The sequence below is a fragment of the Chryseobacterium formosum genome (genome assembly GCF_026460885.1).
Classification (GTDB): Bacteria; Bacteroidota; Bacteroidia; order Flavobacteriales; family Weeksellaceae; genus Chryseobacterium; species Chryseobacterium formosus.
Genome location: NZ_JAOVZW010000011.1, coordinates 53,414 through 72,212 on the forward strand (window position 1 = coordinate 53,414; position 18,799 = coordinate 72,212).

The 18,799-nt window shown below is 34.9% G+C and carries 20 protein-coding genes; 11 read left to right on the forward strand and 9 right to left on the reverse strand.

Annotation, left to right across the window (positions count from 1 at the left end):
- Positions 1-2: 2 nt before the first annotated feature.
- Both OF897_RS09955 and OF897_RS09960 read right to left on the reverse strand, forming a co-directional pair.
- A complete protein-coding gene (locus tag OF897_RS09955; protein ID WP_267265536.1) occupies positions 3-635 on the reverse strand; it encodes a hypothetical protein in 633 nt (210 codons plus the stop codon).
- A 76-nt stretch (positions 636-711) separates the two neighbouring features.
- Positions 712-1,101, reverse strand: a complete 390-nt coding sequence (locus OF897_RS09960; RefSeq protein ID WP_267265537.1) for a VOC family protein — start codon at positions 1,099-1,101, stop codon at positions 712-714.
- Between the two features lie 146 nt (positions 1,102-1,247).
- On the opposite strand from OF897_RS09960, the gene deoD reads away from it, so the two are divergent.
- A complete protein-coding gene (gene deoD, locus OF897_RS09965; protein ID WP_267265538.1) occupies positions 1,248-1,958 on the forward strand; it encodes a purine-nucleoside phosphorylase in 711 nt (236 codons plus the stop codon).
- Positions 1,959-2,018: 60 nt separating this feature from the next.
- Here the strand turns inward: deoD and OF897_RS09970 are convergent, their stop codons facing one another.
- The 4 genes from OF897_RS09970 to OF897_RS09985 form a co-directional block, all read right to left on the reverse strand.
- Complete coding sequence (locus OF897_RS09970) at positions 2,019-2,804, reverse strand: TatD family hydrolase (protein ID WP_267265539.1); 786 nt, start codon at positions 2,802-2,804, stop codon at positions 2,019-2,021.
- Positions 2,801-3,118, reverse strand: a complete 318-nt coding sequence (locus OF897_RS09975; protein WP_267265540.1) for a hypothetical protein — start codon at positions 3,116-3,118, stop codon at positions 2,801-2,803. The genes OF897_RS09970 and OF897_RS09975 overlap by 4 nt, the downstream gene beginning before the upstream one ends.
- A 66-nt stretch (positions 3,119-3,184) precedes the next feature.
- Positions 3,185-3,835 (reverse strand): hypothetical protein, encoded by a 651-nt coding sequence (locus OF897_RS09980; protein WP_267265541.1) that lies wholly within the window; start codon positions 3,833-3,835, stop codon positions 3,185-3,187.
- A 2-nt stretch (positions 3,836-3,837) separates the two neighbouring features.
- Complete coding sequence (locus OF897_RS09985; RefSeq protein WP_267265542.1) at positions 3,838-4,551, reverse strand: DUF434 domain-containing protein; 714 nt, start codon at positions 4,549-4,551, stop codon at positions 3,838-3,840.
- A gap of 299 nt (positions 4,552-4,850) precedes the next feature.
- Between OF897_RS09985 and OF897_RS09990 the strand changes: the two genes are divergently transcribed.
- The 5 genes from OF897_RS09990 to OF897_RS10010 all read left to right on the forward strand — a co-directional run bounded on the left by OF897_RS09990 (position 4,851) and on the right by OF897_RS10010 (position 11,238).
- A complete protein-coding gene (locus OF897_RS09990) occupies positions 4,851-6,338 on the forward strand; it encodes a xylulokinase (protein WP_267265543.1) in 1,488 nt (495 codons plus the stop codon).
- A gap of 127 nt (positions 6,339-6,465) precedes the next feature.
- Positions 6,466-7,794, forward strand: coding sequence for a xylose isomerase (xylA, locus tag OF897_RS09995; protein WP_267265544.1), 1,329 nt, complete (start codon positions 6,466-6,468; stop codon positions 7,792-7,794).
- 232 nt (positions 7,795-8,026) lie between these two features.
- Positions 8,027-9,448: a D-xylose transporter XylE gene (gene xylE / locus OF897_RS10000; protein ID WP_267265545.1), complete on the forward strand. Its 1,422-nt coding sequence runs from the start codon at positions 8,027-8,029 to the stop codon at positions 9,446-9,448.
- Positions 9,449-9,535: 87 nt separating this feature from the next.
- Positions 9,536-9,982, forward strand: coding sequence for a hypothetical protein (locus OF897_RS10005; RefSeq protein WP_267265546.1), 447 nt, complete (start codon positions 9,536-9,538; stop codon positions 9,980-9,982).
- 227 nt (positions 9,983-10,209) lie between these two features.
- Complete coding sequence (locus OF897_RS10010) at positions 10,210-11,238, forward strand: LacI family DNA-binding transcriptional regulator (RefSeq protein WP_267265547.1); 1,029 nt, start codon at positions 10,210-10,212, stop codon at positions 11,236-11,238.
- A gap of 228 nt (positions 11,239-11,466) precedes the next feature.
- Here OF897_RS10010 and OF897_RS10015 read toward each other — a convergent pair whose 3' ends face one another.
- Positions 11,467-11,883: an endonuclease domain-containing protein gene (locus OF897_RS10015; RefSeq protein ID WP_267265548.1), complete on the reverse strand. Its 417-nt coding sequence runs from the start codon at positions 11,881-11,883 to the stop codon at positions 11,467-11,469.
- Positions 11,884-12,238: 355 nt separating this feature from the next.
- Here OF897_RS10015 and OF897_RS10020 point away from each other — a divergent pair, with 355 nt between their 5' ends.
- From OF897_RS10020 to OF897_RS10040, 5 genes are all read left to right on the forward strand, one after another.
- Positions 12,239-12,724 (forward strand): hypothetical protein, encoded by a 486-nt coding sequence (locus tag OF897_RS10020; RefSeq protein WP_267265642.1) that lies wholly within the window; start codon positions 12,239-12,241, stop codon positions 12,722-12,724.
- A gap of 561 nt (positions 12,725-13,285) precedes the next feature.
- Positions 13,286-14,074 (forward strand): GLPGLI family protein, encoded by a 789-nt coding sequence (locus OF897_RS10025; protein WP_267265549.1) that lies wholly within the window; start codon positions 13,286-13,288, stop codon positions 14,072-14,074.
- Positions 14,075-14,137: 63 nt separating this feature from the next.
- Positions 14,138-14,587 (forward strand): SMI1/KNR4 family protein, encoded by a 450-nt coding sequence (locus tag OF897_RS10030; RefSeq protein WP_267265550.1) that lies wholly within the window; start codon positions 14,138-14,140, stop codon positions 14,585-14,587.
- Positions 14,588-14,740: 153 nt separating this feature from the next.
- Complete coding sequence (locus tag OF897_RS10035; RefSeq protein ID WP_267265551.1) at positions 14,741-15,310, forward strand: hypothetical protein; 570 nt, start codon at positions 14,741-14,743, stop codon at positions 15,308-15,310.
- Positions 15,246-15,587 (forward strand): hypothetical protein, encoded by a 342-nt coding sequence (locus OF897_RS10040; RefSeq protein ID WP_267265552.1) that lies wholly within the window; start codon positions 15,246-15,248, stop codon positions 15,585-15,587. Before OF897_RS10035 ends, OF897_RS10040 begins: the two co-directional genes overlap by 65 nt.
- An 84-nt stretch (positions 15,588-15,671) precedes the next feature.
- Here OF897_RS10040 and OF897_RS10045 read toward each other — a convergent pair whose 3' ends face one another.
- Together OF897_RS10045 and OF897_RS10050 are read right to left on the reverse strand one after the other, a co-directional pair.
- The gene (locus OF897_RS10045) at positions 15,672-17,285 is read right to left on the reverse strand and encodes a UxaA family hydrolase (RefSeq protein WP_267265553.1); all 1,614 of its coding nucleotides are present in this window, start codon (positions 17,283-17,285) and stop codon (positions 15,672-15,674) included.
- A 5-nt stretch (positions 17,286-17,290) separates the two neighbouring features.
- Complete coding sequence (locus OF897_RS10050) at positions 17,291-18,754, reverse strand: tagaturonate reductase (protein ID WP_267265554.1); 1,464 nt, start codon at positions 18,752-18,754, stop codon at positions 17,291-17,293.
- Positions 18,755-18,799: the final 45 nt, after the last annotated feature.

Here is an 18,799-nt window from a genome sequence, read left to right on the forward strand (position 1 = left end):
TTTTATTTTTTTAATTCTTTCCAGAAAACCTCTTTGTACCATCCGAACTCTGCATTTAACAATTTGTTGAAATAAGGAATCTCCGCAAGTCGATAAACTTTATTTTCTACAATTCTTTCGAGATATAGTTTCCTGTAGGTTTTATCTTTAAACTCTTCTTCCCAATTGATATTTTCGAGATCAAGTTCTATTTCGATTCCTGAATAATGAAATTGCTTCAGGATATTTTCAAGCAATGTAACCAACGGATCATTTGGATCCACATTTTTCAGGGATACAATTATTTGAGGTAAAAACCTCAACGATAAATCTGCAGATAATTTGGAAGAAAGCGTAAATTGACCTTCAAATTCAGGAATTAACATCTTTAAATCTTTCTCTGTATTTTCACGAATAAGATAAAGCTGTATACTGTGATACAAAATTTTTGCCGCCCAAACCGCCGCTTCTTTATCAAAAAGAATCTGATCAGACAGAAATTCTAATCTTTCTTTTTCAAATTCAGTTTCAAAATAATCTGCAGCTTCCTGTTCTTCTTTTGGAGAAATCTTTTTAATATCCGCAAAAATGGTGATGCATTCATCCTTTCGAAGCAGAAATAATGTGTCTAAAAATGGGGATTTAGTTTCCATCATCTAACAAAAATAGAATTATTTTTCTGAAATTCTAATCGATTAATATAAGTATGAATTTCTCTGGATCAAATATTTTTTACTTGATGATTTCAACAATATTATTCTCAGGATCGAGAATCACACTTTCATAATATCCATCTCCCGATGTACGAGGTTCTCCTGCTATTTTATAACCGTCTTTTCTTAGAGTTTCTGTCAGTTCATCGACTTTTTCTTTACTTCCTGTCGAAAATGCGAGATGTACAATTCCGAATTGCTGAGCATCATAAGAACTATTATTTTCCTGAATATCCGGTTTTCTCATAATTTCAAGTCTTGAAACGTTTTCAAAACTCAGGAAATAAGATTCGAATTTTTTTGTGGGATTGTAATATTTTTCATTTGAAATTGCACCGAAATATTTTTCGTAGAATGCCTTCGTTTTTTCCAAATCCTTTACCCAAATAGCAATATGCTCAATCTTCATTTTATTTTAAATTTTAGATAAAGATAATAAAAAGTGAATTTTGCTTTGCATGTAAGTTGTTAATTATCATTAGAAAATTTAAGACTAAAACTGAAGGTTTTCAATATTCACATATTTGTTATCTTTGCACCATTGAAAATAAAATTATGAGTGTTCACATCAGTGCAAAAAAAGGAGAAATTGCTAAAGTGGTATTGCAACCGGGAGATCCGCTTCGTGCAAAATACATCGCTGAAAATTTTCTTGAAAACGCAAAATTGGTAAGCCAGACAAGAGGTATTTTTTATTATACGGGAATTTATAAAGGTAAAGAAATCACTGTGGGAGCAAGCGGAATGGGTTTCCCAAGCATCGGAATTTATTCTTTTGAGCTGTTCACGGAATATGAAGTTGATACCATCATCAGAATCGGAACTTGTGGAGCTTATACTACTGATCTGAAAGTTTTTGATATTTTGAATGTTGAAAATGCAGCAAGCGAAAGTACCTACGCAAAATTTGCCTGGGAAATTGAAGAAGATGTAATTTCTCATCAGGGAAATATTTTTGAAATCATCAATGCAACTGCTGAAGAATTATCTTTAAAAGCGAAAGCAACAAATATCCATAGCAGCGATATTTTCTACAGAAAAGATCCAAATATTCCGGTAATTGCTACAAAATACGATTGTCCGGCTGTAGAAATGGAAGCTTTCGGATTATTTGCCAATGCAAAACATTTAGGAAAAAATGCTGCGACGATTTTGACGGTTTCAGATATTATTCCGACTCACGAAAACATTTCGGCAGATCAAAGAGAAAAAGCGTTGAAACCGATGATCGAATTGGCTTTAGAATCAGCCTGGAAGAGCATTTAAGCAAATATAAATTTTTAAATTTCATAAAAAAGAGCTTTACATATTCTGTAGAGCTCTTTTTTATATTTTGAAAAATTTTCGGGCGACTTTGGTTGTTTCATCAGCGACTTCAGAAATACTTATTTTCTTAAAATGTGCGATGGTTTGTGCAACATACGGAAGAAAAGATGGTTCGTTTCTGCGGTTTTGCATTCTCGGCATATTTTTCGGAAGCATAAAAGGCGCATCGGTTTCGATCATCATTCGATCGAGCGGAACATATTTGATGACTTCTTCCAAATGTTTAAATCTGGTTGTATCACTTATTGCTCCGGTAAATCCTAAGTAAAACCCTTTATCCAGATAAGTTTTTGCTTCATTTAAAGTTCCCGTAAAACAATGAACCACAGCTTTCGGAAGTTTTGATAAATATCCGTCTGTGATTTCGTTTAACCTTTTAAAAGCTGCTCTTTCATGAAGAAAAAGGGGTTTATTCATTTCAATTGATAATTCGAGTTGAGCGCGATAACATTTTTCCTGAACCGGTCTTGGTGAAAAATCCCTATCGAAATCTAATCCGCATTCTCCGACGGAAATTACGTGGTCTTGTTTTAATAATTTCCTTAATTCATTAATACTTTCGTTATTAAAAGATTTTGCGTCATGCGGATGAATTCCTGCTGTGGAAAATAAAATTTCAGGATAATCTTCTGCGATTTCCGCTGATTCTTTGCTTCCGCGAACGCTCGTTCCTGTAAGAATCATTTGCTCAACGCCATTGTCGAGAGCTTGGTTGATGATTTCTTCTTGCTCATTGTAAAATTGTCTATTGGTCAGGTTAATGCCAATATCGATAAATGTGTTCATTTTTTGTTTGTTTTATTTATTAAAAAATATCTTGCTATGTGTGCTCTGTTTATTGAGTCTTTAAAGGCTTTTTCAGAATAGAAACTTCTGTAATCGGAATGTGTTGTGCCGTAAGATTCACTGGTAATTTTAACCCAGATTAATTTCCGCCTTTTTCTTCTTTGCTTAAAAAATTTAATGGTTTCACTAAGCTGATCTTCGATTTCCAATTTCTCAGTTCTTCTCCATTTTTTATTTCCATGCTTTTTTAAATAAGGTCCGATTTTACCATATTCGAAGCTTCTGAAAGTTCCTTTGTTGTAAATGTTTTTCATCTTTCCTGATTATCAAAAATTTGTTCAAAATTACTCCACTGCTACGCAATCTTTTTACGCATCAAATCATTCATTAATAAAACCCTCCAAAAAACCAATCAAATTTTTTCCGTCATGACTCCAGCGAATTCCGTGACCCTCTTTTTCTCTTACTTCAAAAACCAATTCGTGTTTATAATGAAAGAAAACATTCCACCATGTTTTCTGGTCTAAAATGTAATTGATTTTCTCCATAACGATTTGCTGTTTTTGCTGATTATTTCCTTTTACTTCGCCCCAAAATTCGTCATCCATTCTTCCGACATGCTTTTCCCAGGCCCTTTGTGCAATGATTATTTCATTGTTAAAAGGCTTTTCGCAGGCTTCAATTAATATGCTTTTCACAGGTGGAATTGCATTTTCATCACGCAAACTTGCCGAAGTAAGTCTTTGTCCTAAAATATTCAGCCAATGGTAAAAAGGAATTTGTTCTAATTTTTTGGTTTTAATTTCATCTGAATTTTGCGAATTGAAAACATCGATAAACTGATTAAAACTTTCATCTCGGTCAATTTTGATTTCCTCATTAAAAACAGGAAGATTTAAATCCAAAGTTTTGTCATTAAATTTTTGAATATTCTCATTTAAGCTTTTGAGGTGTTCTTCTTCCAAAATCGCCTGATATTTTTCTTTCCAGTCTTTTGAAAATAATGGAATATAGTCTTCAAATAAATTCATGATTAAAACATTTTCACAAGATTAACAGATAGTTTTTCTTCATTAATTAAATATCCCACAAGATTAAACCAATTTCTGCAGTTATCTAAAATCCAGGCATCCGAAGAAACGATTATTTCTGCATTTTCCGCTAAAAATTTATCCGGACTAAACTCCAGTTCAACATTCCAATTGAGATGATTTTCTTTAGCAAAATCTAAAATAATTTGTTTAATTCTTCCACTGTTAGAAATAGGTTTATCAAAAATCCAAATCAGATTTTCTGCCTTTGATTTCTTGAAAAATGTTGCAACCAATTCAATCGATTTTTGAGTCTGATTGACTCTTTTATAAGTTCCATAAACACCCGAAAGATCACGAAAACAGCCATCGGTTCCTTCAAAAATATAAGCCTCGGAAAGTAAACTTTCCAACAAAATCAGAACATTAAAACCATCCAGATAAATCGTGTTTCCTTTTAAATCTGAAATTCTCAGTTCCTTCGATTTTCTATTCTGAATCTGATTTTCCGAGGCAGAAGCCCCACGCAAAGCCTGAATTTGTCGGATTTTCAAACGATAATGATTTCCTACCAACTCTGAAGAAGCTTTTTCTGCATAATTTCTACTCAACAAATACTGCATATCCCGCACTGCTAATTTCAGTTTATCAATTTGCTTTTGTGAAGAAAATAATGTGTCGTCGCCTGTATTTTTCCCGCGATTTCTGTTGTTCATATTCAAAAATAATATTTTCAGCGTGAATCCTGGAATTTATTTATAAAATATCATTTTGAGCAATCGATTAACCTGATTTATAGATTTACTCATCTTTTTCGGGAAATTCCTTAGAGTAAAAATTACGAAAAGCAAACAACCTTATCATAAAAAATAAGATAACTAAGTTTTGGAAAACATCTATAAAACAGGGATTTAAAACAGGTAATTATCATAAAAATTTACGAATTCAAAATAAAAAATCAATTTATATTATAAAATTATTACATTTAGCCACTAACAAATATTAAATCAAAAAAATGTTTATAGGATACGATGTTGGAAGTTCTTCACTGAAAGCTTCAATTGTTGATGAGCAGGGAAAAGTAATTGCTCATGCCAAATATCCGGAAACAGAAATGTCTATCGATTCACCAAAAATTGGTTGGGCAGAACAAGATCCGGAAGCTTGGTGGCAAAATCTCAGGATTCTGACTCAAAAAATAATTGCAGAAAGCCACATCGATAAAAACGAAATCAAAGGAATCGGAATTTCTTATCAGATGCACGGTTTGGTTTTGGTGGGCAAGGATAAAGAAGTTTTGCGTCCTTCAATCATTTGGTGCGACAGCCGTGCAGTGGAAACTGGTGACAAAGCTTTTGACGATTTGGGTGAAGAAGTCTGTATGAATAAACTTTTAAATTCCCCGGGAAATTTCACCGCTTCAAAACTAAAATGGGTCAAAGAAAATGAGCCGGAAGTCTATGAGAAAATCTGGAAATTTATGCTTCCGGGAGATTTTATTGCTTTAAAATTAAGCGGAGAAGCAACGACAACCGTAACCGGACTTTCTGAAGGAGTACTTTGGGATTTTCAGAAACATCAGGCTTCAAAAACTTTATTGAATCACTGGGGAATTGATGAATCTTTGGTTTCAAAGGTAGTTGATAATTTCAGTGTGCAATGTGTTGTTTCAAAACAGGGCGCAGAAGAAAGCAGCTTACCAGAAGGTATTCCAATTCTCTACAGAGCAGGAGATCAGCCAAATAATGCATTATCATTAAACGTGATGAATCCCGGAGAAATTGCTGCTACAGGCGGAACTTCTGGCGTTGTTTACGGTGTTACAGATAATATTCATTCTAAAGAATCTGTGCGAGTAAACAATTTTGCACACATTAATCATACAAAAGAACAACCGCGAATCGGGAAAATGCTTTGTTTAAATGGTGCCGGAATTCAGTACAGCTGGTTACGTCATCAGGTAGACCAGAAAAGACATTCTTACCAGGAACTGAATGACTTAGCTTCACAAATCCAAATTGGTTCTGACGGAATTATCGTTTTGCCATTCGGAAACGGTGCGGAAAGAGTTTTAAGAAATAAAGACATCGGTTCATCAACATATAATGTGAATTTTAACCGTCACAAAAGCGTTCATCTATTCAGAGCGGGACTGGAAGGTATCGCCTACTCATTCGTGTACGGAACCGAAATATTGATGAATGACGGACTTCAAAAAGGCATCATCAAAGCCGGTGGTGACAACCTATTCCGTTCTTCTTTGTTTGCGCAATCGATTGCAACATTATTGGATACGGAAATCAGAATATTTGACACCACAGGTTCAACGGGCGCAGCAAGAGCAGCGGCAATCGGAGCGGGAGCATTTGATACCTTAACTGATATTTTAACCGAAAAAGATATTACTACGACCTACATTCCTGATTTTAAAAATATGGATCAGTATAAAGAAAGTTATGGGAAATGGAAAAATAAATTAGAACAAGTTTTAATTAATTCTTAAAAAAATATCTCGCAGATCCAGCAGATCCAGCAGATTAACAGCTAAAATAAATCTGCAAAATTTGCTCAATCTGCGAGAAATTAATTCAAACATATTATTAAATAAATCAAAAAATAAAATCAAAATAATGGCAATTACAACAGGAAACAAAGAGTATTTTAAAGGGATAGATAAAATTCAGTTTGAAGGAAGAGAATCAGACAATCCGCTGGCATTCAAATTTTACGATGAGAATTTGGTTGTTCGTGGAAAAACGATGAAAGAATATTTCAAGTTTGCGTCTGCTTACTGGCACACATTTTGCGCAACTGGTGGAGATCCGTTTGGTGCAGGAACTCAGCAATTTGACTGGTTAATTGCTTCTGATGCAAAGCAAAGAGCAACAGAAAAAATGGATGCGGCTTTTGAATTTTTCACCAAACTGGGCGTTCCTTATTACTGTTTCCACGATTATGATTTGATTGACGAAGCAGATAACTTTTTAGAATCTACCAAAAGATTAGAATTCATCACCGATTACGCTAAAGAAAAGCAGGCTGCTTCAGGCGTGAAATTGCTTTGGGGAACTTCGAACTGTTTCTCAAACCCTAGATTTATGAACGGTGCAGCAACCAATCCTTCTTTTGACGTTTTGGCTTACGCTGGCGGACAGGTGAAAAATGCTTTGGATGCAACGATCAAGTTAGGTGGAGAAAATTACGTATTCTGGGGCGGCCGTGAAGGTTATATGTCTCTTCTTAACACGAACATGAAGCGTGAGCAGGAGCACATGGCGAAATTTTTACATTTGGCTAAAGATTATGCAAGAGCTCAGGGATTCAAAGGAACTTTCTTCATCGAGCCAAAACCGATGGAGCCGACAAAACACCAATATGATTTCGATGCCGCGACTTGCTTAAACTTCCTTCGTCAGTATGATTTATTGAATGATTTTAAATTAAATCTTGAAGTCAACCATGCTACTTTGGCTCAACATACTTTCGAGCACGAACTTCAAGTGGCTGCTGACAACAATGTTTTGGGAAGCATCGATGCAAACAGAGGAGATTACCAAAACGGTTGGGATACAGACCAATTCCCGGTTGATTTGTACGAAATGACTCAGGCGATGTTGGTGATCATCCAAGCTGGAGGTTTCCAAGGCGGAGGTGTCAATTTTGATGCAAAAATCAGAAGAAACTCTACAGATTTGGAAGATATTTTCATTGCACACATCAGTGGAATGGACAATTTTGCAAGATCTTTCTTAGCCGCTGATAAAATTTTAGAAAAATCAAAATATTCTGAAATAAGAACCAACAGATATTCTTCTTTCGATAGCGGAAAAGGTAAAGATTTCGAAAACGGAAGCTTATCTTTAACTGATCTTGCAACTTACGCTCAAGGATTGGGTGAAGTTGGTAGAGAAAGCGGAAAGCAGGAATATCTTGAGAGTATTATCAATCAGTATTTATAATTTAATGTGAATACATGATAACAATTGACTATTTTCTTTTACCGCAAAAGGTTCAAAAGAAATAATCGAAAAAAACAGCTATTCAAAAGTCTGCAAAATATTAGAAACTTTTAAAAAAATTCGTTTTGTCATCTTTTGAATAGCTAAAATGCCACAAATTCTTTTGATTCTTTTGCGGTTAAAAAAAATATCATGTTTCAAAAACTTTTAACAATTAAAACTAAATCAAACTATGCAAATAATAGATTCCGGTCCTAAATATTCTTCAGGAACAAAGGCGCAGATCAATATGCTGTACGTTACTGTACTTACGTTGGTCGCCACTTTGGGAGGACTTTTGTTTGGATACGACACGGCAGTGATTTCCGGAGCCGAAAAATCGATTCAGGAATATTTAATTATTCCTTTAGGTTTAAGTTCATTAGCTCACGGAGCGACCATTTCGAGCGCATTGATCGGATGCATCATCGGTGGCGCGATTTCCGGAATGATTTCCACAAAGCTGGGAAGAAAAAAATCATTGATGCTTTCGGCATTTTTGTTCTTCATCAGTGCTTTGGGAGCGGCGTATCCTGAGTTTTTATTCTTCAAACATGGCGAACATTCAATGGGTGTTTTGCTGGCATTTAATTTTTATAGGATCATCGGTGGAATCGGTGTGGGCTTGGCTTCGGCGGTCTGCCCGATGTACATTGGTGAGATTGCACCTGCCGAAATACGTGGTAAACTGGTTTCTCTGAATCAGTTTGCCATTATTTTCGGGATGCTCGTGGTTTACTTCGTGAACTGGGGAATTGCAAGCGGACAAACCGTAGAATGGATCAACGAAATCGGATGGAGATATATGTTTTTGTCTTTGACGATTCCTTCTGCCTTGTTCGGTATTCTTTTATTTTTCGTTCCTGAAACACCGCGTTATCTGACATTCGTAAACAAAGACGCAGAAGCGCTGAAAATTTTAACTAAAATCAATGGTGAAGCCCGTGGAAAAGAAATTTTCTCTGAGATAAAAAGCACTGTCGTAGAACATAAAAGTGAAATTTTCGCTTTCGGGAAAACCGTGATTGTGATTGGAATTTTGCTTTCTGTTTTCCAGCAGTTTGTGGGAATTAATGTTGCTTTATATTATGCTCCAAGAATCTTCGAAAGCATGGGTGTTCATAAAGATTCATCGATGCTGCAGACCGTTGTGATGGGATTGGTGAATGTAATCTTTACCGTTATCGCTATTTTCACAGTGGATAAATGGGGAAGAAAACCTTTGTTAATAGTTGGTTCTGTTGGGATGGCAATTGGTATGTTTGCGATTGCAATTTTATCGTATTATCAAATCATCGGAATTGCCACTTTGGTATTCATCATCGTTTATACGGCTTCATTTATGATGTCTTGGGGACCGATTTGCTGGGTTTTGATCTCAGAAATTTTCCCTAATAAAATCAGAGGAAGTGCGATTGCGATTGCAGTTGCAGCTCAATGGGCAGCCAACTATTTAATTTCATCAACTTATCCTTTTATGATGGAATTCAGTGGAGCATTTACTTATGGATTTTACGGAGTGATGAGTGTTCTGTCCTTGTTCTTCGTATGGAAATGGGTACCTGAAACGAAAGGCAAATCTCTCGAGGAAATCGAAAAGGTTTGGGAAAAATAAATATACTTTAGTTTTATAATTAGTTTGTAGGGCATCGAATTTTTTCGGTGCTCTTTTTTATAACTTTGGCAGATTGAAATCAAGTTTATGAATATTTTTAAATCCATCATTAATAATTTAAAAGCTATTAAAGCAAGTTATAATTTAGAAAAAATTAAAGATGATTTTATTGCAAAACAGATTCAAATATATCAGCTTCCAAAGGAGTTAAAATTATTTTTAGAGAATAAAACTGATTTTGATTTTATCGGAATCTATTCTAAAGGGTATGACTGTATTTATTTTGCTAAAAATGGAAATAATTTAAATATTGAATATGAAGCTACAGAAGAATTTCAAATTCCTTATTATGAAAAAGTGAAACAATTTGCATCAGAAAATAATTTTAAAATTGAAGAAGAAGCAAACAAAAATGTTCCATATCTAAAGATAAATACTAACACCTCTTTAGATGAAACATTTCGTCTGGCGAGAGAAATTCAACACAATATTTTCGGAAATAGTGATGATACGAAATATGATATTGTTCCTTAAATATTTGAAATTTTAGTCTTCATTTTTTCATAAATTTCTTTAGTTAAACCATTGTTTCAAAAAGACTTTTATAATAATAAATTTTAATTAAATTTATCGCTGTAATTTGTCATTTAAAAAAGCTTAGAAAATATTCATATCTAAAATATATTTCTACGTTAAATGATTAAATTCACATCAATAATGATGAAGAAACATTCATTGTTTTAAACAATAGAAAACGAGGTATGACAAAGAAAAACGCCACTATTTATGATATTTCCAGAAAGCTGAACGTAAGTGTGGCAACTGTTTCCAGAGCACTAAATAATCATCCGAGAATCAGCCAGGCAACCAAAGAACTTGTAGTAAAAACCGCAAAGGAAATGAACTATAAGCAAAATAATCTTGCCAAAGCCCTTAAAAGTGGGGAAACAAAAAACATTGGAATCATTGTTCCTTACATCAACACCAATTTTTTCTCGTCTGTCATCCGTGGAATTGAAGAAGAACTTTCTGTGCAGGGTTACCACGTTATTATTTGTCAAAGTCATGAAGATGTTAATATTGAAAAAAAGCATTTAAATACCTTATTAAACGCTCAGGTTGACGGAATTTTCATGTCGGTTTCTAGAACTACAATTGACACAGAGCACATTCAGCATATTTTAGATACTTCAAACACTCCGATTATATTCTTTGATAGAAAAAAAGATATTCCGGGAATCAGTACGGTAACGGTTGATGATTATCGTGGGGGTTATATGGCTACAGAACATTTGATTTCGGAAGGCTATAAAAACATCTGTCATTTTGCCGGAGATCTCAATCTTGAGATTTACCAGAATCGTCTTAACGGTTACAAACAGGCTCTAATTGACCACAAATTTCAGGTAAAAGAAGAAAATATAATCTCTACAGGAAGTTCAATTGATGCCGGAATTGAAGCCATCAAAACTTTGTGGGAGAGTAAATCTATTCCCGATGCAATATTTTCTGCCAGTGATTTTGCAGCTCTTGGTGCTTGTCAGGAACTTAAAAAACGTAAGATAAAAATTCCTCAGGAAGTTGCTGTAATTGGTTTCTCAAACGAACCTTTCACTCAATTTATGGAACTTCCGATGAGTTCGATGGATCAAACTCCAGTAATTATGGGAAATATGGCTGGACAAGTTTTTCTAGACCGAATTAAAGATAATTCTACAGGTGTTTCTATCGAGAAGAAAGTGGTTTTGACACCGCAGATTTGTATTAGAAAGTCTTCAAAGAGGAAGTAGTTTTTTCGATTTAAACACTTTGCTTTAGCACTTTTTTAACCACCCCGTCTTTTTCCTTCCGAATTTTCGCCACTCCTCCGAGTGAGGGGGATTGTAGTAGCGAATAAGTGTTGACTTGTAATCCAAATTTAGAAAATACTTACAAATTTTCAACAAAAAACTATGTGTGAAAATTCCCCCTCCCTTGGAGGGGTGTCTCAATTTTCATGAAAATTGAGACAGGGTGGTTTAATACGCATAATTCTCAACAATAAAATCCTCCAAGCTTTTCATTACAACCCCTAAATTATTCTTCACATCAAAATCAGTTACTCTAAAAATCTTCAATCCTAAAGATTCCAAATATTTCTGCCTAATTTCATCATAATCTTCTTTTGTACAATGACTCCAACCATCAATTTCAATAACCAATCCTAAATTTTTAATATAAAAATCAACGATGTAATTTCCTATAATTCTCTGTCTGTCAAAATCTATATTGTGAAAACTTTTTGCCCGAACTTGCTTCCAGAAAATTACTTCACTTAAAATTCCAGCTTTTCGTTTTCCATTTATTAAAGGTTTTAATTTAGGATTGTATGGGAGATTTTCCACGAAGTTTTCACGGATGGGAATTCCGTTGATTTGGGTTAAAACCTCTTTCATTGTGTTTTTGTTTTGTGTTGTTTCTAACCACCCCGTCTTTTTTCTTCGAAAAAATCCACCCCTCCAAGGGAGGGGAATTTTGCTCCGTATAAGGAGGTGAGTCCTAATTCAAATTTAGAAAATTTATTGATAATATTCAATCAAGTCAAGACTTGAGAAATTCCCCTCCTTTGGATGTATGGCGAAAATTCGTAAGAATTTTTGACGGGGTGGTTTAAAAGTTATATTTCTCTTTTTCAAAAAATCTTACAATTATTTTTTTCTTTTCTGTATTAATTTTTTTTCTACCTTAGTTTTCCCAAGATAAAAACACACGATTTTACATAAATAGTACTAACCTTTAAAATCAAAAATGATGGGATTAACAAATTTGAACTCTACCCATTTGAGCAGTGCAAAAATCACTGCAGCACAGGATGCCATTGCGGCATTGGAAAGCGCAATCGCTGAAATCACAATTAACCTTTCACCAGAAGACCGTAAGCGTTACGGAAGCATCAATGAGCAAAACAAGCTTTTCGTCAACAAAGTCTACGATTACAACCAGAGTCAAGCAAATTTGAGCTCTCCTGAAGTGGACTGGGAAGAATTTAATAAAGATCACAGCTCCCGTAACAAAATGGAAACCATGATCAGCAGACTTGAAAGCGTGATCACAAGATTGAATAATGCTAAAACACTTCATGATTACGACAATTATCAATCGGCATTAGTAGATTATTCTTACAGTACTTACAAAGCGGGTACAGCGTCACCGGGATTTGAAGACAAATACAAGGATCTGAAACAGTTCTTTGTGAAAAATTCAACCTCTACTGCTCCACCCGAGGAGAAAAAGTAAAACAGTAAAAACCCAAAAACCCCTCCATTAATACGGAGGGGTATTTTTATGCAAATCATCTTTTAATAGCTTTGATACGTTATTGAATATTCGGAAGACGTTGTGTACTACTTCCGATACGTTTCAGATAGGTTCAGAAACGTCATTCAGCCATCTGGAGACGTTTTTTAATGAGCGGGAGCGGTTGCTGACTCCTCGGGATACGTTCAGTATAGATCGGGAGTGGTATTTTACCTATCCGGACCTATCTTTTACCTGTTTGGATAGGTGGTATAACGTGTCTGGATGTATATACGACCCCATCGGAGGCGTGAACAACTTCGCCAGACTTCTGATGAACGTATCGGAACCTTTACTGAACGTGTTGCGACATCTTCTCAACGTATTGAGATAGGTTTGGAACGTGTCGGTTGGGGTTCGGAATGTGGAGCGAAGGAGATTTTTTAAATTAAAATTTGCTAAAATTTTTTATTTCATTAGTTTTAGAGAAATTATAGTTTGGATTGACATAATACGTAAAGCCAAACATCAGCAGAAATTTTAAACAAACACTCGTCACAAATGAAATTTATAATATTTTTTCTTGTTTTTTCTACCTTTTGCTTCTCGCAAAAAATAAGTTTTATTTACGAAACAAAATACAAACTGAATTCAGAAAATCCAGATGATGTTAATTCTGAGAATATGATTTTGGATTTAAAAAATAATATTTCAATTTTTAGAGATTCAGTAGAAAAAAAAGCAGATTCATTAAAGTTGAATAATGGAAGAGAAATATTTAAAATGGGCGTTGAAAACAAATTCTATGTCAAAAAGAATCTTGCTCAAAAAAGAATTGAAAAAGTAATAACTTATTTGGAAAGAGATTATCTTCTTCCAATTGAGGAAATATTAAACTGGAAAATAACTTCCGAACAAAAAATGATTGGAAAATATAAATCTCAAAAAGCAGAAACCAATTATGGAGGAAGAAACTGGATTGCTTGGTTTACAACAGAATTACCTTTCAGTGATGGTCCATATATTTTCAATGGTTTACCCGGATTGATTGTTTCTATTCAAGATTCAAACAACGAATATTTATTTAATTTGATAGAAGTCAAAAAAGGTGGGAATATTTTTGACGCACGGACAAAAACAATAAAAATTGATTGGAAAAAATATGAAACACTTGCAAAATCATATTTTAATGACCCATTTAATATAAATTCAAAAGGGTGGAAAACAGCTACATTTACCGATCCGAATGGTAAAACAGTGGATATTTCTGTAAAAAATAAAGAAATACAGAATGATATTTTACAAGAAAATAATCCAATTGAATTAAATCACAAAATAAACTACAAATAAACGCCTGATGTCGTGCATTTGCAATCCATGACTTTTTACAAACAAAATATTCTAAATAAGATTATGAAATATGACAACAGATTTGGAAAAGAGATTCCTAAAAGTTATTTAAGTTTTCTAAATGAAAACCCTGATGGTTGTTATTTAGATTTTAGAATTGATCCAGAATATAATTCGGAAACAAAGTTGTTTGGCGAATCTGAACTAATGAACAATATTGATATGAATTTTATAGGCAATGCATTTCAGTTTGAAAGTCTGAAATTAAATATTAAGTTTCAACGAGATTTTGGGTTTGCAGACCTCGATCAACCAAATCTAAATGAGGAAGAGATGAAGCGTGTTGAGAATGGATTTGTTATTGGATTTGGAGAAAATTTCGGAGGATATGGTTATCTTTATTTTGATGCATCGGAAAATCATTCGGTTTGGCTTTACTATGATAATGATGGACGTATATCAAAGATTGCAAATTCATTTGAAGAGTTCATAAATAATACAAAGATGTTATAATCAAATATTTTCCCAATATTGCGGATTTGCAATCCTGACACTTGCTATTATTTTTTATTTAATTTTTTTAACAAAATTAATATTTGGCTTTACAGATCACGTAAAAGCCAAATCTAGTGGTTATTGAAGAATAGACTAAAAGACCAGAAAATTATGAACGAAACAGTAACAGTTGACGAAGCAATTTCAAAAGGACATAGAATGATGAGTTATCCTGCATTAGCAATTGCGTTAGGAACTTTTGGACTTACTACCTATTTTGTTATACAAAAAATTATTCCGTCGTGGAGCATTCTTCCTGTTGGTTTTGTATTTACATTCCTTTTTGTCTGGCTTTGGTGTAGTTATATGATTACCAGATGGAAACTTTGGACTTATGAAAATGTAAGAAATGTTCACGAACTTAAAAAACGAGCACTTCAGGAAAAAGTAATCTGGCCTGACAGTAGCTTCTTAGCAGAGACGGAATTTCGCACAAAAAAGGATAAAGAAAAATTAAATTTCTTAGAAAATAAATTCAAAAAAGATGATGCTTTTCAAAATGATTTAATGGTTCCTTTTGAAACTATCATTTACTATTCAAAAGGTAAAAGTTTTTTACAAATGTTTATTATGCTCTGCGTTTTAGGTATTGGTATTAATTTCGTTTTTAATATGGATGATTATTTTTTTTCGTATTCTGGTTGCCACTCTTTCAATTATCGGAGCCTTTTTCTTTTATAAAAAATATAAAGAAGCGACTAGTAAAGAACCCCAAATAATAATTAATGACAAAGGAATTAAAACAATCACAACAGACTTTTACCTTTGGAAAGAAATTGAAAACGAAGAAGTAATTAGTGAGGGTACAGGAAAACATACTCATTATTATTTAATATATAACTATCCAAACGGAGCAGAACGTTTGCAAATTGACGGCTATAATATTAATAAAGGAAAGCTAAATAAATTGTTAATATTATATCGTGGAAGAAGTAAAACGAAAACAATGAACCGTTAAAATTTCTACTGACAAATAATAAAGAAAATGCTCCCTACCGAAGCAAGAAGCATTTTCAACCCTAATATTTAATATAATTAACCATTACAGAGAGACACCGCGTCTCCATGGAATGAAATCATTCTGATTAAGAACGTCCGCTTTGGTTTTTACTTCGCCGCTGGCTACGTTGATGATGAGTTCCAGAAGTTCGTCTGCGGCTTCGGGAATTGTTTTTTCTCCGCTGATTACGGTACCTGCATTGAAATCAATAATGTCTGACATTTTTTCTGCCAAAATAGTATTGGAAGAAATCTTCACAACCGGTGTAATTGGATTTCCCATCGGAGTTCCTAAACCTGTTGTAAAAAGAACAACTGTTGCACCTGAACCGACTAAAGCGGTTGTACATTCTGCATCATTTCCGGGAGTGCACAAAAGATTCAGACCTGGTTTTGTGGCGTATTCTGTAAAATCGAGAACTTCCACGATGGGGGCAGCTCCACCTTTTTTGGATGCTCCTGCAGATTTCATGGCATCGGTAATTAAACCGTCTTTGATGTTTCCGGGAGACGGATTCATATCAAATCCTGAACCTGCCGCAACCACAGAGGCTTCAAAATCTTTCATCAGTTTCAGGAATTTTACGCCGTCTTCATCGTTGATGCAACGGTTGACCAACTCCTGCTCTACTCCACACAATTCAGGAAATTCGGCAAGCATGGTTGTTCCGCCCACTGCCGCCATAATATCGGAAACTTCGCCCAAAACTGGGTTTGCAGAAATTCCTGAGAAACCGTCTGAGCCGCCACATTCCAAACCAATGTTCAGTTTGGTGATGGAAGCTGGTTTTCTTTCTATTTCGTTGGCTTTTTTAATACCTTCGTATGAATCTTTGATAACACCGGTCAGCATTTCATCGATGGTACCCGATTTTTGCTGTTCATAAACAACAATCGGTTTTTTGTTATCTGGAGCCAATGCATGCAGTGAATCCATGAAAATCTGTACCTGAAGATTCTGACAGCCTAAGCTGAGAACTGTAGCTCCCGCCACATTCGGGTTGTTGACATATCCTGCAAACAGTCTTCCCAACGCCTCAGCATCCTGACGGATTCCGCCACAACCACCCTGGTGCGTGATGAATCTTGCATCGATATTTTTAAATACTCTTGTATCCGCTTGTTCTTCTTCCTCCTCAACAGCTGCACCGCCGTTCAATAAAGAACGCAGTAATAACTGATGTTTGCTGGCTTTATCGTGAAGCAATTCCTTTTCAAAAATATCCTTCAGTGTTTCGATATTCTTGTTTTCGCAGAATACCAACGGGAAAAACAGCCAGATGTTTTCAGTACCTACCTGTCCGTCTTCACGGTGGTAGCCCATAAAAGTACGGTCTTTCCACTTGTCTACATTGGGTGGCGTCCATCCTAAAGTTTCGGTTTTCCCGACTACTTTTGCACTTTGGTGCTTTACGTTTTCGGTGGTAATCACTTCGCCCTGTCTGATGGATTGGTTGGCTTTTCCAACAATTACGCCATACATGATGATATGGTCGCCATCCTCAAAATCTACGGCAGCGAATTTATGTTTTGCTTTAATATCTTTAAGAATCGTATAATCTGTACCGTCTAAGTGCACCGATTCTCCGGCAGGCAAATCCAACAGCGCTACAATAACGTTGTCTTTGGGATTTACTTTCAGTACTTTCTTTTGCATGATTTCTAAGAATAAAATTGAATAAAATTTTTGTAAGCAGTTTCCATGTCATTGTGGTCGATTTCGTACAATGCTTTTGCTACTGCGGCTTTCAGGCCTTCCACCTGTGTAAGGTCGGTATCCCAGAACAGTTTTTCGCTCAATGCCTGTTCTGAAACTACTTTGTAATCTTCGTTTTTCCAGATTTCCCTGAATCTGTTTACAATGGCTTCTTCATCATTCAGAGGAAGAGATTTTTCGCCAAAACTTCCCTGATAGAATCTGATTAAACTTGCCAGAGAGAACGTTAAGTTCAACGGAAGTTTGTTATTTCTTTCAACATAAGTCAGCAAACTCGGAACGACTCTTACTTTAAATTTAGATACAAAATATAAAGCGATGCTCGCCAAATGATGCTTGATGAAAGGATTTCTGAATCTGTCGAACACTTCTTCCGCAAATTCCTTCAGTTCAGTTTCATCTAAACCTAAAGTCTGATTGACTTCATTAAATATCGATTCGCTTAAAAAAGTTCCGATAAACTGGTCGTCAATCGCCTCTTTTACCAATTCTTTTCCTGATAAAATTGCCGGAGCTAACATCAAAATATGTCCGCCATTCAGGATTCTCACTTTTCTCAAACGGTATGGCTGAATATCATCCACCACCAAAATCTGTTCGTTGATTTTATCGAAAGGAATTCTCTGTTTTAAATCTTCACCTCCCTGAATCACCCACAAAAGGAATGTTTCAGAAACCACCATCATCGGATCTTCATAATCCAACTGGTCTTCATACATCGCCGCATCATCTTTCGGATAACCCGGAACAATTCTGTCGACCAACGTATTGTGGAAGTGATTGCTCTGTTCAACCCATTGCGCAAAACCTTCTTCTAAATTCCAAAGTTTAGCATATTTGATGATGATGTCTCTTAAAACAAAAGCGTTTTCTTCGATCAATTCACAAGGGATAATTCTTAAACCTTTATCCGCTGCACCATTGAAGTGCTTATATCTTTCGTGAAGCAAAACCGCTACTTTCGCTGGGAAATTTTTGTGCGGACCTTCGTAGGTATTTTCAGTTTCGTCGTAGGCAATTCCGGTTTCGGTTGTATTTGAAAACACAAATTCAAGTTCTTCTTCTTTAGCCAACTCCAAAAAGCTGTTGTAATCTGCATAAGGATTAACCGATTTCTGAATCGCCGAAATCACACATTTTTCATCGATGATTTCGCCTTTTTTGATTCCTCTTGAAAATAAAGTGTACAAATTCCCCTGTTCTTCAAGTTTGTGAACTGAACCGTTGGGTGTCGGCTGAATGTTGACAATTCCTGCGTTGAAATTTGCTTCTTTGTTTAATTTATCAATCACATAATCTGTAAATCCACGCATGAAGTTTCCTCCCCCGAACTGTACGATTTTGATTGGTAATTTTGTATCTATACCGCTGTTTTGACGGTTTAACTGTTGTTTTGTCTGATTTTCCATTTTTCTAATTTGAATTAAATTGTGTTTTTAATTCTGTTAAATCTT